Source organism: Rhodococcus sp. P14 (assembly GCF_000256505.1).
Lineage (GTDB): Bacteria > Actinomycetota > Actinomycetes > Mycobacteriales > Mycobacteriaceae > Rhodococcus > Rhodococcus ruber.
Genome location: NZ_AJFC01000159.1, coordinates 19,207 through 33,595 on the forward strand (window position 1 = coordinate 19,207; position 14,389 = coordinate 33,595).

General features: G+C 70.2%; 16 protein-coding genes. 3 read left to right on the top strand and 13 right to left on the bottom strand.

The genetic code is table 11. The annotated features are described in order from the left end of the window. The first annotated feature begins 4 nt into the window (after window positions 1-4). Window positions 5-769 (top strand): crotonase/enoyl-CoA hydratase family protein, encoded by a 765-nt coding sequence (locus OEY_RS0111590; protein ID WP_010594040.1) that lies wholly within the window; start codon window positions 5-7, stop codon window positions 767-769. 127 nt (window positions 770-896) lie between these two features. On the opposite strand, the gene OEY_RS0111595 is transcribed toward OEY_RS0111590, so the two are convergent. From OEY_RS0111595 to OEY_RS0111635, 9 genes are all read right to left on the bottom strand, one after another. Continuing rightward, entirely contained in the window at window positions 897-2,060 is a 1,164-nt protein-coding gene (locus OEY_RS0111595) for an ABC transporter substrate-binding protein (protein WP_010594041.1), read from the bottom strand. A gap of 17 nt (window positions 2,061-2,077) precedes the next feature. Beyond that, a complete protein-coding gene (locus OEY_RS0111600; RefSeq protein ID WP_010594042.1) occupies window positions 2,078-2,803 on the bottom strand; it encodes an ABC transporter ATP-binding protein in 726 nt (241 codons plus the stop codon). Beyond that, window positions 2,787-3,605 carry an ABC transporter ATP-binding protein gene (locus OEY_RS0111605; protein ID WP_010594043.1) on the bottom strand — a complete coding sequence of 273 codons (819 nt, stop codon included), beginning with the start codon at window positions 3,603-3,605 and terminating at the stop codon, window positions 2,787-2,789. The genes OEY_RS0111600 and OEY_RS0111605 overlap by 17 nt, the downstream gene beginning before the upstream one ends. Next, window positions 3,602-4,588 carry a branched-chain amino acid ABC transporter permease gene (locus OEY_RS0111610; protein WP_010594044.1) on the bottom strand — a complete coding sequence of 329 codons (987 nt, stop codon included), beginning with the start codon at window positions 4,586-4,588 and terminating at the stop codon, window positions 3,602-3,604. Before OEY_RS0111610 ends, OEY_RS0111605 begins: the two co-directional genes overlap by 4 nt. After that, window positions 4,585-5,475 (bottom strand): branched-chain amino acid ABC transporter permease, encoded by an 891-nt coding sequence (locus OEY_RS0111615; RefSeq protein WP_010594045.1) that lies wholly within the window; start codon window positions 5,473-5,475, stop codon window positions 4,585-4,587. Before OEY_RS0111615 ends, OEY_RS0111610 begins: the two co-directional genes overlap by 4 nt. Window positions 5,476-5,571: 96 nt before the next feature. Next, window positions 5,572-6,756 carry an ABC transporter substrate-binding protein gene (locus OEY_RS0111620; RefSeq protein WP_010594046.1) on the bottom strand — a complete coding sequence of 395 codons (1,185 nt, stop codon included), beginning with the start codon at window positions 6,754-6,756 and terminating at the stop codon, window positions 5,572-5,574. Window positions 6,757-6,861: 105 nt separating this feature from the next. Then, window positions 6,862-8,112, bottom strand: coding sequence for a hypothetical protein (locus OEY_RS0111625; RefSeq protein ID WP_010594047.1), 1,251 nt, complete (start codon window positions 8,110-8,112; stop codon window positions 6,862-6,864). Beyond that, window positions 8,109-8,426, bottom strand: coding sequence for a ferredoxin (fdxA, locus tag OEY_RS0111630; protein WP_010594048.1), 318 nt, complete (start codon window positions 8,424-8,426; stop codon window positions 8,109-8,111). Before fdxA ends, OEY_RS0111625 begins: the two co-directional genes overlap by 4 nt. Before the next feature lie 66 nt (window positions 8,427-8,492). Beyond that, window positions 8,493-9,701, bottom strand: a complete 1,209-nt coding sequence (locus OEY_RS0111635) for an MFS transporter (RefSeq protein WP_237211247.1) — start codon at window positions 9,699-9,701, stop codon at window positions 8,493-8,495. Between the two features lie 113 nt (window positions 9,702-9,814). Here OEY_RS0111635 and OEY_RS0111640 point away from each other — a divergent pair, with 113 nt between their 5' ends. Then, complete coding sequence (locus tag OEY_RS0111640) at window positions 9,815-10,573, top strand: M50 family metallopeptidase (protein ID WP_010594050.1); 759 nt, start codon at window positions 9,815-9,817, stop codon at window positions 10,571-10,573. Here OEY_RS0111640 and OEY_RS0111645 read toward each other — a convergent pair whose 3' ends face one another. After that, entirely contained in the window at window positions 10,574-11,224 is a 651-nt protein-coding gene (locus tag OEY_RS0111645; protein ID WP_010594051.1) for a cyclase family protein, read from the bottom strand. Between the two features lie 99 nt (window positions 11,225-11,323). After that, window positions 11,324-12,739, bottom strand: coding sequence for an FUSC family protein (locus OEY_RS0111650; RefSeq protein ID WP_010594052.1), 1,416 nt, complete (start codon window positions 12,737-12,739; stop codon window positions 11,324-11,326). 72 nt (window positions 12,740-12,811) lie between these two features. Between OEY_RS0111650 and OEY_RS0111655 the strand changes: the two genes are divergently transcribed. After that, window positions 12,812-13,324, top strand: a complete 513-nt coding sequence (locus tag OEY_RS0111655; RefSeq protein WP_010594053.1) for a MarR family winged helix-turn-helix transcriptional regulator — start codon at window positions 12,812-12,814, stop codon at window positions 13,322-13,324. A 94-nt stretch (window positions 13,325-13,418) separates the two neighbouring features. Here the strand turns inward: OEY_RS0111655 and OEY_RS0111660 are convergent, their stop codons facing one another. Next, window positions 13,419-13,895, bottom strand: a complete 477-nt coding sequence (locus OEY_RS0111660; RefSeq protein WP_010594054.1) for a hypothetical protein — start codon at window positions 13,893-13,895, stop codon at window positions 13,419-13,421. Window positions 13,896-13,970: 75 nt separating this feature from the next. After that, window positions 13,971-14,389 (bottom strand): DUF72 domain-containing protein (locus tag OEY_RS0111665; protein ID WP_010594055.1); only part of this gene is annotated, 419 nt, incomplete at its 5' end.

Consider the following 14,389-nt stretch of genomic DNA (forward strand, 5'->3'; position numbering starts at 1 on the left):
AGACATGGACACCCCCGTACACGTCGAACAGTCCGACGGCGTGCAGATCATCACGATCAACCGGCCCGAGGTGCGCAATGCGATCAACACCGAGACCGCCGTCGCGATCGCTGCCGCCCTCGAGGAACTCGACGCCCGCGACGATCTCGTCGCCGGCGTCGTCACCGGTGCCGGGAAGACCTTCTGCACCGGCATGGACCTGAAGGCCTTCCTCGCCGGCGAACGCCCTTCGGTCGAAGGTCGCGGCTTTGCGGGCATCACCGAGAAATCCTCCGACAAGCCGATCGTTGCGGCGGTCGAAGGGCACGCCGTCGCAGGCGGTTTCGAGATCGTGCTCGCGTGCGACCTCGTCGTCGCGTCGGAGACCGCCGTCTTCGGCCTGCCGGAGGTCAAGCGCGGCCTGCTCGCCGGGGGTGGCGGTCTGCTGCGGTTGCCGCGCAAGGTTCCCCATCAGCTCGCCGTCGAATGGAGCCTCACCGGCGAGTACTTCACGGCGCACACGGCGTACGAGGCGAAGCTGCTCAACCGGCTCGTCCCCGAGGGGCAGGCGCTGGCCGAGGCCGTCGCGCTGGCGAAGGCGATCGCGAAGAACGGCCCGCTCGCGGTGCGCGCCACCAAGCAGATCATCGCGCAGGCCCGGGACTGGTCCAACGACGAGGAGTTCGAGCGCATGCGCGAGATCTACGAACCGGTGCGTTCCTCCGCCGACGCGAAGGAAGGCGCACTGGCGTTCAAGGAGAAGCGCGAACCGGTCTGGCAGGGACGCTGACCGAACGAGACGGGGCCCGGGGATCTCTCCCCGGGCCCCGTCTCGTATTCGTGCCCCGCATTCGGACCGAATGTCACATCGCGTCGATCCGATCGACGCGATGTGACATTCGGCCACAAGAAAAGAGTCAGGCCGACGGCGTCGACACGAGCACCTCACGGCTGCCGTCCCATTCGACGAGCACACCCGGGGTCCGCATGTCGTGGCCCTCGAACGTGATCTCGCCCTGCGCACCGTCGAAGCCCTCCGCGGTGACCTGCTCGAGGCCGCGCTGGATGTCCTCGCGGGACGCGCCGCCGGACGCCTTGATCGCCCGGGCCAGCAGCCAGGCGGCGTCGTACCCCTCGGCCGCGTAGTTCAGCGGGTCCTCGTTGTACTTCGCCCGGTACGCCGCGACGAACTCCTGGGACGACGCTGCCGGCTGGTCGAGGGTGAAGTTGGCGGTCCAGAACATGCCCGCCCCGTCCGCCCCCGCCGGGACGAGGTTCTTCGCGCCGGCGCCGGTCTGGCCCAGCACCGGTCCCGTGTACCCGGCCTGACGCAACTGCCGCATGGCCGTGGCGTTCTGGGCGCCGGTGAGCAGCATGGCCACCGCGTCGGGCCGCTCCCCGGCGATCTTCGTCGCCGACGACGCGAAGTCCTGGGTGGTGTTCTGCACGGACGTGGTCGAGACGATCTCGTAACCGTGCTCGGACTGCCCCTCCGGAAGGTTCTTCTCCGCCATCTCCGCCAGCGCCGGGTTGGCGGCGTTGAACAGCACGCTGACCCGCTCGGCCCCGAGGTCCTCGAGGTGAGCCAGGGAGGTGCCGATGTGCGTGGTCTGCGGCGGCGTCGCCCGGAAGGTGTAGTCGCCGCCGAGCACACCGTCGCTGGCGGACTGCGTGTAGACGGTCGGCAGCTTCGCCCGGTCCACGATCGGGGAGATCGCGATGGCCTGAGCGCTGGAGATGCCGCCGAGCAGCGCGCTGACCGACCGGTCCGCCGTCGCCTCCGTCGCCTGGCTCACGGCGGTCTGCGTGTCGCTGGCCGCGTCCCGGCTCTCGAGCACGAGCTTCGACTCACCGAGGAACCCACTGCTGTTGACCTGTTCGACGGCGAGTTCGATGCCCCGGAACTGGGGCAGGCCACCGAAGGCGGTCAGACCGGTCTTGTCGGTCACCGAGACGACCTTGATCTCGGCGGGCATCTCGCCGGACCCGACGGTCCCGCCGCCGCCCGACCCGCACGCGGTGGTCAGGGCGAGACCGGCGACACCGGCGAACGCGGCGACGGCAATACGTGTGTTCTTCATTCTCTTCCGTTCTCGGTTCAGTTGTCGGTTCCGGTCAGCGCGGCTTCACCGAGGAAGGCCAGCACCACCGACGAGTGGTTGCGCGCCTCGTCGACCGGCCCGGAGTACACCGATTCACCGCGGTTGACGACGACGACGTCGTCCGCGATCCGCATGCCGGCCTCGGCGTTCTGCTCGACCATGAGGACGCCGATGCCACGGTCCGCGATGGTGCGCACGCTGGCCATGACGCGGTCGACCACGGCGGGGGCCAACCCCATGGACGGCTCGTCCATGAGGATGTAGTCGGGCTGCGACATGAGGCTGCGGCCGAAGGCGAGCATCTGCTGCTCGCCGCCGCTGAGCAGGCCGGCGGGGCCGGACTGCCGTTCCTCCAGGATGGGGAACATCTCGAACACGGTCCGCATCGACTCCTCGCGGGCCTTCTTCGACGCCACCAGGCCGCCGATCTTGAGGTTCTTGTACACGGTGAGCGAACCGAACACCTTGCGTCCCTCGGGCACCAGCGAGATGCCGCGCTTGAGGATCCGGTGGGCGGGCCATCCCTTGATCGACTCCCCGTCGACGAGGACGTCGCCGGAGGTGGGCGTGGTCAGGCCTGCGACGGTGCGCAGCGTGGTGGTCTTGCCGGCGCCGTTGGCACCGAGGACGAGCGTCACCCGTCCCGGCCGCGCGGTGACGGACACCCCGCGTACCGCACTGACCTTGCCGTAATCGACGTGCAGATCACGAATCTCGATCATCGTTGTCCTGCTTTCCGAGGTAGGCCTCGCGCACCGCCGGATCGCGCACCACGTCGGCGGGGGCACCGGAGGCGATGAGCTGTCCGGAGTTCATGGCGAACAGGTGATCGCAGACGTCCACCATCATCTGCACGTCGTGTTCGACGATCAGCTGGGTGAGTCCTTCCGCACGCAGGTCGGACATCAACCGGCCGATCTCCTCGCGTTCGAAGCGATTCATGCCGGCGGTGGGTTCGTCGAGCAGCAGCAGCTTCGGCGACATCACGATCGCGCGGGCGATCTCGACCCGGCGCTGCAGGCCGTACGAGAGCTGACCCGGACGCAGCTTCTCCTTGCCGTCGAGTCCGGTGCGTTCGAGCGCGGTGTGCACGGCCGCCTCGGCGGCGTCGCGCTCGGTGCTGTCGACCCGTCGCCACCACCGTCGCGGTCCCGCGATCAGGTCGTGCCCGAGTTGGACGTTCTCGTGCACGGTGAGATCGTCGAGGAGGCGGACGGTCTGGAAGGTGCGTCCGATGCCGAGCCGGGCCACCTGCTCGGGCCGGACGCCGGAGAAGTCGCGGTCCTCGAAGTACATCGATCCACGGGTCAGGGGCGTGAGCCGGGTGACGGCGCCGAGCAGGGTGCTCTTGCCCGAACCGTTGGGCCCGAGGATTCCGGAGATCAGACCGCGCTCGAGACCGAGGGTGATGCCGTCGACGGCCTTGATGCCGCCGAAGTGGACCGCGAGGTCCTCGACCCGCAGCACCTGGTCCGGAACCCGCCGGCCGGGAACGCCCTCGTGGGGAACGGCTTCGGTGGTCATCGCGATTCTCCTGTCGGGGCGGAGTGGGCGCCGGTGCCCGCGAGTTCGGCACCGAGTTCGGCGGCGGCCTCGTCGTCGGCGGCGTCGGCGCGACGTTCCGCTTCGGCCTCGTCCTCGAGCGCCGCGCTGTCGCGGCGGGCAGCGCGGCGACGGTACAGGTCGGTGACGACGCCGGTGATGCCGCCGGGCATGAAGATCGCGGCGATGGCGACGATGATGCCGTAGACGATGCTCTGGTAGGTGCCCACCTGCTCGAGCATCACCGGCAGCCAGGTGAAGATGAGGGCACCGATGAGCACGCCGAGCCAGGACCGGGAGCCACCGACGATGATGATCGTCAGCGCGAGCACGATCAGCGGGAAGCCGATGTTCTCCGGGGCGATGGCCGTCATCATCAGGATGTTCAGGGCGCCACCGAGCGCGCCGAGCACACCGCTGATCACGAAGGACATCCGGCGGTAGCGGGCGACGTTGATGCCCATGGCCGAGGCGAGTTCCGGGTCTTCGCGGACCGCCTCGATGCGCCGGCCCATGCTGCCGCGCTCGCTGAAGATCATCGCTGCGACGACGACGGCGCAGACGACGGCCAGGTGCGGAACGGAGATCTCCGGGGTGGTGAGCACGCCGAACAGGCCGACCGAGCCACCGGTGAGTTCACCGCCGTTGTGGGCGACGACGGTGACGATCATGACGAACGCGACGGTGGCCATGGCCAGGTACAAGCCGGTGAGACGTTGCAGGATCAGCGAGAGCAGGTATCCGGTGACCGCGCAGATCGCGACGATGGCGGCGGTCGCGGAGATCGCGTCGAACCCGTAGTGCAGCACGAAGATCGCGGTGCCGTAGGAGCCCATGCCGTAGAACGCGGCGCCGGCGAAGGAGAACACTCCCATCCGGAACTGGATCTGGATGCTCAGCGCGAGCAGCAGGACCGTGAACGTGCTCTGGATGAGGACGATGTTGGAGAAGTAGAAGTCGCTCATACCCGTCGCACCTCCTTCCTTCCGAAGATGCCCTGCGGCCGCAGCAGCAGAACCACGAGGATGAGGCCGAAGCCGACGGCGTCGACCCAGCCGCCCCCGGTGTAGCGGAGCACCAGGACCTCGGAGAACGCGAGCACCATGGCGCCGAGGGCGGCGCCGCCGGTGCTGCCCACGCCGCCGAGGATGATGATGGCGAATGCCTTGATGAGCAGGGTTTCACCGCTCTCGGCCGTGATGGCGCCGAGGTTGTAGGTGAGCAAGGCACCGGCGAGACCGGCGAGGCCGCCCGACACCGCCATGGTGAGCAGGGACAGCTGGCGCCGCTTGACGCCCATCAGTTCGGCGGTCTCCGAGTCCACGCCGATCGCCCGCAGGGCGAGGCCGTGGCTGGTGTTCTTGAGCCAGAAGGAGATCGCCAGCGTGAGGATCAGGGCGCAGCCGAGCACGATGAGTCCCGTGCTCGTCAGTCGCAGGCCGCCGAGGGTGTAGACCGACGTCTCGTACGAGCTGCCGAGGAAGCCGAACGGCTCGCTCAGCGTGCGGAACTGCACGATCGCCACCGGGATGGTGCCGATTCCGATACCGCCGATGAGGATCTGCAGCTCGGCCGTCCGCTGGTTCTTGGCCCGGCGCAGGATCGGCTGGAACGCGAAGACGTCGATGGCCGCGGAGAGCGCGGCGCCGACCACGACGGAGATCAGGCAGACGGTGACGAGCCCGAGCCCGACGTTGGAGACGATCTGGGAGGCCACGAACGCGGAGAACATGAAGATCCCGCCGTGGGCGAAGTTGAGGATGTCGATCGTTCCCCAGGAGATGCTCATTCCCAGGCAGAAGAGCAGGTAGATGGAGCCGAGCACGAGTGCGTCGATCACCAGCTGTGACATGACCCCTGCCTTCCTCCGGCCGGGTTGCCCCGGTGACTGTGCGATGTTCCGGTCATTCGTCGAACTCCTTGGTGCACGGGTGCGGTGAGGTCCGCACTATTCCGTCGATTCCTGGCCGTCGAGCAGCACTTCTTCCGTGCCGTTCCATTCGACGAGCACGCCGTCGACGCGCATGTCGTTGCCTTCGAAGCGCACCGGCCCGAGCGCGCCGTCGAAGCCCTCGGCCACGACCTGCTCGAGACCGCGCTGCAGGTCGTCGCGGGACGCACCGCCCGAGTTCTTGGCGGCGTGGGCGAGCATCCAGGTCGCGTCGTAGCCCTCGGCGGCGTAGTTCAGCGGGTTCTCCCCGTTGTACTTGGCGCGGTACGCCTCGACGAACTGCTGGGACGTCTCGTCCTTCTGGTGGAAGCTGAAGTCGGTGGCCCAGTACATTCCGGCTCCCGCGGCTCCCGCGGGGGCGAGGTTGCCCGCGCCGGCGGCCGGGTTGCCGACGACGGGGCCGGTGTAGCCCGCCTGACGCAGCTGCGACATGGCGGTGGAGTTGCCGGCACCGACGAGCAGGACGATCACGGCGTCGGGATTCTCGCCGGCGATCTTCGTTGCGGTGGTGCCGAAGTCCTGGGTGGTGGCCTGGACGGAGGTGCTCGACAGGATCCGGTAGCCGTACTTGTCCTGGCCCTCGGGGATGGTCTTCTCCCCGAGTCCCGCGAGGGTGACGTTGCCCGCGTTGTAGAGCACGCTCACGGTCTCGACGCCCTGCTGCTGCAGCCGCTCGAGCGCCTTGACGAAGTAGGTCTCCATCGGCGCCGTCGCGCGGTAGGTGTAGTCGCCGATGACGACGCCCTCGCTGCCGGACTGGGTGAAGATCGTCGGCAGCCCGGCTCGCTCCACGAGCGGGGCGATCGCGACGGCGTGGGCGCTGAGGACCGGGCCGAGGAGGGCACTGACGCTCTTGTCGGTCAGCGCCTCCGTGGCCTGACTGACGGCGGTCTGCGTGTCGCTCGCCGAATCACGCTTCTGCAGAACGATCTTCGAATCGCCCAGATATTCCTGGTCGTTGATCTCCTGGATGGCGAGCTCGATGCCCCTGAGCTGACTGTTCCCGACGTACGCCGTGGTGCCGGTCTGGTCGGTCACGGAGACGACCTTGATCTCGGCCGGTAGATCACCGTCGGCGACGGTGCTGTTCCCCCCGGAACTGCAGGCGGCCGCGAAGAGGACGCCGAACGCGCTCGCGGCACCGAGCAGGCGGCGCCGGACTTTCCGGTCGACTCGAGACATGTGTGCACCTTCCGGTCGAATGATATGCATCATTAGTCGTGATGCCCGTCACAGTAGAGCCACGTGCGGGAAATGTCCAGAGTTCGATCCGAACATGCGCAGGAATTATCGGCGGGTGGGGACGGCTACGGGAGCCACGGCGACGGCCGGCGCCCACCGCCCCCGCCCTGCTGCCGCGACGGCCACGCAGAACAGCACAAAAATCGTTACCGCACCGGCGGATCCGTAGGAGTAGCCCCACGCGGACGACAGCGCGCCGGCCACCAGGATCATCACCGCCGCGAAGCCGTACGACGAGCATGCATACAGCGACGTGCTCCTCCCCTGCTCCACCGGCGTCATCCCGGCGGTGAGCAGGATGAGGCCCTGCGCGTAGGCGAACCCCTGGCCGATGCCCCACAGGAAGCTGCCGGCCAGCACCGGCCACAACGTGTGCGCGAGGAGCCCGGCGGCGACGAGCACGCCGCCGCCGGCGAGCAGGAGCAGGCACAGGCCGGGCCCCGGGGCGCGGCCCGCGGCCCGGGCGACGTAGGGACCCAGCCAGGCGGTGACGAGCAGGATGATGGCCGCGAGGACGCCGATCACCAGCAACTCGGATCCGATCCCGTCCCGCAACGCGGACGGCAGCACGCCGACGGCGATGCCGCCGACAGTCCACCCGGCCGCCCCCAATCCGTAGGCGGCCAACGCGTTCCGGGACGACCCGACGTCCGGGTGGGACGGGAGAGGCCCGGGCGGCCGGGAGGGCTCGTCGTGCCGGAGGGCGGCGAGCCGGCGCCTGCTGCGCCACAGCGCGGCGGCGAGCAGCAGTCCCGAGAGCACGAGCGAGACGGCATGCAGCCGGTATATGAGCACGGTGGGTTCCGGAAGCAACTGGGCGACGGTGGCCGCGGCGACCAGACCGAGGAACGAGCCGGCGATCGCGCCGGTCGCCGCGAGGGTGCGGCCCGCGTCACCGCGCGCCGCCACGGCCAGCGTGGCGGCGGATCCCGTTGCGAGCCCGACACATGTTCCGGTCAGCGCGCGACCGACGAAGAGCAGCCAGGCCGTATCCGCCCCGGACCACAGGGCGACGTCGCCGAGCAGCCCGACGACGAGCGCCCCGGGCAGAACGGCCCACGCGAACCGCCCGAGCGAGGTCCGGCTCACGAGCAGGAACATCGACACCAGGGCGACGAAGTACGTCACGAACAGGGCGGCCAGCACGAACGGGGACAGGCCCAGATGATCCTCGTACAACGGGAGGATCGGCCCCGGAATGTTGGACCCGACGACGGCGAACGTGAAGGCGGCCGCCACCGCGGCTCCGAGGAGCACCGAACCCCGGCCGGGTCGGTCCGCCCGGACCGCGATCATGCCCGTACGGGCAGACTCTTCACCGACGGCGGGTCGTACTCGGTCTTTCCGATCTTGGAAGCGCCGCCCGGCGAGCCGATCTCGACGAAGAAGTCGGCATTGATCTGGGTGTAGCCGGCGCGGTCCTCGGGGACGTCGTCCTCGAAGAAGATGGCCTCGACGGGGCAGACCGGCTCGCACGCGCCGCAGTCGACGCATTCCTCCGGGTTGATGTACATCATCCGGCCGCCCTCGTAGATGCAGTCCACCGGACACTCTTCGATGCAGGCCTTGTCGAGGACGTCGACACAGGGCTCGGTGATGGTGTAGGTCACTGCGCACTCCTCCGATTCGATCACCGCGTGATTTAAGTCATAATCATATTCATTGATTGCGGGGTGTCAATGGGTGTCGGCTGCGAGTGCCTCGACGACCGGCCTGCGGCGCATCACCGCGACCCCGGCTCCGCACACGCAGGCCAGGAAGAACCCGCAGAAGGCGTAAGTCGCGGGACGCAAGCCGATTCCGTCCGCCAGAAACCCCAGACCGAGGATTCCCGACCCGACGGTGGCGTATCCGGCGAGCCACACCATGGACACCACCTCGGCGGTCCGCCCCTCCGGGGCGTACCCGCGTGCGAGGGTGAGCCCGGCGAGCTGCGCCAGGCTCTGGCCCAGACCCGCCGCGACCGCCGCCACGACGATCACGGGCACCGAGGCGGCGCCGACCGCCACGGCGATGAGCACCGCGGCCAGGGCGGAGACCGAGAGTCCCACCACCGCGACCCGGTAGATGCCCATCCGCCGGACGAGGAACTGAGCCCCGGCACCGGCACCGAAGACGACGAACGACACCGCGCCGGCGAGGGTGCGGCTGTCGTTGCCGAGCAGGTCGGCGATCAGGGCCGGGCCGAGGGAGATGAACAGCCCCGCCAGCGCGAAGGGGCTGCCGGCCACGGCCATGGCCAGCACGACGGTTCCCGCGATCTCGCGCGGGATACTCGGCAGCTGCACCCAGCGCCCGCTCACCCCGGCCGGGCGACCGCCGACGGCGGTCAGCGGTATCGCGGCTGCCGCCAGGGGAACGATCAGCACCAGGAAGACCAGGTGGGTGGGCGCCGGCGCCACGTCGGCCAGCACCCCGGAGAGCAGCGGCCCCACGGCCGACCCGGCGACGGGTGCTGCGCTCGCATACAGCGCCGCGCGCCCGTCGCGACCGGGGCCGAACGCGTCGGCGATCGCCGCCGATCCCGCCGCGCCGAATGCCCCCGAGGCGAGGCCGATGAAGAACCGCCCCGTCTCGAGCCACAGCGGCGTGCGGGCCGTCGCGAACACGAGGCAGGCCACGATCGCGAGGCCCAGGGCCGGCAGCAGGACGGCTCGCCGCCCGAACCGGTCCGACGCGCGCCCACCGAACACCAGCGCCACCACCGATCCGACGATGTAGCTGACGAAGATGAGGCTGACCGTGCTGGGTGGGAACCCCATCTCGCGCTGCCACACCACGTACAGCGGGGCCGGGGCGTTGCTCGCGGCGAACACGAGGAACACCGAGAGTGCGATCCACGACGGCCGGGCCACCCGGCGCCTTTCCAGAATCCCGACCGACACGCGGCCTCCCTATTGATATGAATGATTAGCCTAGAGAGTGGCACATTACCGGCGCCCGTGGAGCGAATTGCCGGACCGTACGATGGCGGACTCCCGACAGAAAGGTGCCGCCTGTGGACCCCGAGGCCGACCCGTCCACACCGCTCGAGTCCTTCGCCTCCGCCGTCCGCGCCGGCTGGCACGCCGTCAGCGCGGTGAGCGAACCCGCACCGGCCGGGCTCGTCGTCCTCACCGCGGCCGTCGCGCTGGTGCTGGTGTCGGTGCGACCGCTGTGGCTGGTGACCCGGCACGTGATCACCCAGGCCCACGAAGGCTCGCATGCGCTCGTCGCCCGGCTCGTCGGCCGGCGGCTGGCGGGCATCCGCCTGCACAGCGACACCTCGGGAGTGACCGTGTCCTCCGGCAATCCGCGCGGTCCGGGCATGATCGCGACCGCGTTCGCCGGGTACACCGGCCCGGCCGTGCTCGGATTCGTCGCCGCGACGCTCCTCACCACCGGCCGGCCCGCGGCGGTGCTGTGGTCGGTACTCGCGGCCCTCGCCCTGCTGATCCTGTTGATCCGCAACTTCTTCGGATTCGTCTCGGTGCTCGCGGTCGGTGCGGTGATCGGAGTCGCCGCGTACTACGGCGACGAGCTGGTGCGCTACACCGTCGCGTACCTGACGACCTGGGTGCTGCTGTTCGGCGCCACCCGGCCGGTCCTCGAACTGGCGCGCACCCATCGGCGCGGCCGCGGGCAGGGTTCCGACGCCGATCAGCTGCGCTGGCTCACCCGCGTACCGACGGCCGTGTGGATCGTGGCGTTCGCGGTCGTCACGCTCGGCACCGCGGCATACGGCACCGCACGGATCGTCGCGGCGCAGGTGCCGTGATCACGGTTCGAGTTCGATCGCCACGGCCCGCACCGGCGCACCGTCCGCACCCTGCAGCCGCAGCGGAAGGAGACTGATCAGCGGATCGGGAAAGTCGACGAGTTCGAGGTTGCACAGGTTCTCGCACACGATGCCGCCGGCCGCGGCGACGAGCCGATGCGCGGAAAAGTCGGCGCCCAGAGCGGAGTCGATGCTCGGGGCGTCGAGGCCGATGGCGTGCACGCCGCGTTCGAGCACCCACCGGCACGCGTCCGCCGCCAGGTAGGGATGCTCGAAGTAGGTATCGGTGTCGTAGTGCTCGGCCCAGCCGGTATGCACGAGGACGATGTCGCCGGGCCCCGGCTCCGGCCCGCCGGCGAGGTGCCGCGGGGTCACGGCGGTACGCGGCGGCAGGCCCCGCACGTCCAGGACGACTCCCCGGCCGACGAAGCGGTCGAGGGGAACCTCGTCGATCGGGGCGGCCCGGGCGCGCATGTGCAGCGGCGCGTCGACGTGGGTTCCGGTCTGCGAACCCATCTCGATCCGCAGCAGGTTGTACCCGTCGCGCTCGAGCGTCGCGTGCGGGCTCAGCACCGGGACGGGATCTCCGGGATAGACCTGGGTGTCGCCGGAGACGGTCCGGCTCAGGTCGACGATCCGGCGCACGCGCATGCGCCGATGCTAGACCCGGTGCGATCGACCCCGTGCGATCGTGCCCCGTCGATGCGTCGCAGGCCCGGGCGTCGGTCCGGGGCTCTCGCGCCAGGGGCGCTATCGTGCGGGCCGCAGGTGGTGCCGGTCGGCACGGTCGATGGTGAACGCCGCGACGAGCACACCGAGCACCACCCCGACGAGCGTGTCGGCGATCCGGCTCATCGCGATCTCCGGGCCCAGGCTCTCGCCGAGCCCGGTCAGCAGCAGGGCCATCGCGGTCACCGCAACGGACGTCGCGGCATAGTTCTTCATCACGTACAGCTCGGCGACGACCTGCAGCACCACGATCGCCAGCGCGTACGGCCAGTAATCCAGGGACAGCGCGATCAACGCCGCCGCGAGCACGGCGCCCGCGACGTTGCCGAGCAGACGCTGGATCGCCCGCTGCACGGTCTGCCGGTAGTTGACGCCCTGCAACGCGGCCATCGCACCCATCGTCGCCCACAGCGGGTGGTGCAGACCCGCCGCGGCGGCGAACCAGCCCGCCAGGAGCGCGGCGAGGAGCACCCGGCCGGCCCCGACGAGGATCGCGCGGTCCCGCAGCCGCGCTGCTCCGTCACGCACGAATCCGACGGGCCGGGCGGGGACGGGTGCTCCGGTCCCGTCGACACGCGGAATGGCGATGTCGCGGCGGACTTTCCGAAGTTCGGCCTCGAATCGGGCGAACTCGGCCACTCGATCGGGCACGGCGTCGGACTCGGCCTCGTCGACGACGGCACCGGCCGCGGCGAGCAGCGCGAGGAGTTCGTGGGTGTGGACGCCGGTTCGGGAGCCGAGCGCGACGACGTCGTGAGCCCGGGCGATCGCCGCGCGGGCGCCCGGCACCGCACGGTGACCGTCGCGCTCGATCGCCGCGACCGCCGCGAGAGCGCGGGCGACGGCGATCCGTGCGGGCCCGTGCGGGTGATACAGGGCGGGGGCCATCGAGACAACCCATCCCACAACGACTCCCACGGTCGCTGCAACAACCGCGTCCCGCAGGTCCGTGCCGGTGCGCGCGAACCCGGCCGCGCCGGCGGCCGCGAAGACCAGGATGACCGGACCCGGCCCGGACAGCCGGAAGGCACCCAGAACCCAGAAGGCGAAACCGGCCGCCACCGAGAGCACCGCGATCTGGGCCCACATCGGCACCGCGCCCGCGCCGACCCCAGCGCCGAGCGCGACGTAACCGACCACGCCGAGACCGACCATCGCGATCTTGCCGGCCAGCCGCGGATAGGGCTCGTAGCGTCCGAAGGCCGAGGCGAGTGCGCCGAGGGCGGCGAAGCCGGCCAGGTGCGGCAGGTGCAGCAGGCCGCCTCCGACGAGGGCGACGAGCACCGCTGTTCCCACGCGCAGTGCCGGGGCCACGGTGGCATCGGCACTGCGGAATTCGAGCGCCTCGCGCCACGCTGCGGGCGACAGCGAATGCGCGAGCGCGGTCCTCGAGTGCCTGAGGCGGCCGTGGTCCGGGATCGGGAGGGAGGGGTGCACCGCTCCAGTGTAGATATTTCAGAGATAAATTAAATGTGAATTGAGTGTGAGACTCCTCGCTAGGATGGACCCATGTCGGACACCGCCCAGCCCGAGGACTTCGTGGATCACGTTCGGCTCGGCTGGGCCGAGACGCACCCCGGCTTCGACACCCGCCCGATCGACGTCATCGGCCGTATCACCCGGATCAGTTCCCTCGCCCTCTCCCAGCTCGACCGGGAACTCGTGCCGAGCGGCGTCACACGCCCCGAGTTCGAAGTGCTGTGCGCGCTGGCGCGCAGCAGCACGCCACTGCGCGCCAGCGAGGTCACGTCGGTCACCGGGTTGAGCGGCGCCTCCACCACCAAGCACGCCGACCGCCTCGTCGGGCTCGGGCTGGTCGAACGCCGGCGTTTCGAGCGCGACGGCCGCGTCGTCCTGCTCACCCTCACCGAAGCGGGCCGCGCCGTGGTCGACGCCGAGTTCCCCCGCCGCGTCGAGCGTGAGCGCCGCATGCTCGACGGCTTCACCGACGACGAACTCGACACCCTCACCGCGCTGCTGCGACGGCTCACCCGCGCGGTCGAGGACCACACCCGTCACTGAGGCGGGACGTCGGGACATCCCGGCCGTCAGGGCAACCCGACCGTCAGTGCAACCCGACCGTCAGGGCAACCCGACCGTCAGTGCGACCCGACCGTCAGGGCATCTCGACGGTCTCGGCGCGTTCGATCTCCCCGAGCGCGCGACGCAGGTACGTGCCGGGGTCCACCCGGCGAGCCGCCAGCAGGTCGGCCAGCACGATCAGGCCGGCCCGCAGGTATTCGTCGGGGCGAGCCTTCGGTGCGTCGTGGTCGGACACCCCGAGGGTGCCGGTGAGCACGGCCACCACCGTGTCCGGGTGCAGCGACGGCAGCCACGCGGCCCCCGTGCGCGCGCTGCGCTCGAACACCGCCTGCACGTCCTCGCCGGTCAGCCCGTCGGGGTGCAGCTCCTCGAGCAGCTCGCGCATCATCGTCGCGTGCACGCCCGCGACCTGCTCGTACGGCAGCGCTACCAGCTCGGTCGTCGCGTCCTCCCAGGCCGCGGCCGACCGCGACCGGGCGGCGGCGAGCGCCGCGCTGGTGTGCTCCGCGATCTCCCGCGCGAGCTGCGGCCAGTGCGTGGGCCACACCATGTCCTCCTCGGGTCGCCGATGCTCCCGGCGAGCGCCGGCGCGTCACGACGAGCCTGCCATGCGGCACCGACACGGTCAGCCGACGCGGCGCTGCAGTTCGAGCGCGTCCCAGGGCGCGTAGCCCTTGATGTCGTTGTCGAAGTACACGTACACGTCCCGCCCCTCGGAACGCCAGCCACGGATCCGCGCCGCCCACTCGTCCAGCGTCTCGGGGGCGTACCCGCTCGCATACAGCTCGGTGTCTCCGTGCAGTCGCACGTAGACGAAATCGGCGGTGGCCTCGGTCAGGAACGGGAACCGCCCGGCTGTGTCCGCGACGACGAGGGCGACGTCGAGCCGGGCCAGCAGTGCCGCCGCAGCCGGGTCCGTGAAGCTGGGGTGACGCACCTCGAGCGCGTACCGGAGGGGCCGGTCCGCCTCGGTCTCCGTCCACGCCCGCTCGCCGGGAACCTTCTCGGTGTGGCGCGCGGCGAGTGCCGCGGCTTTTTTTGTCG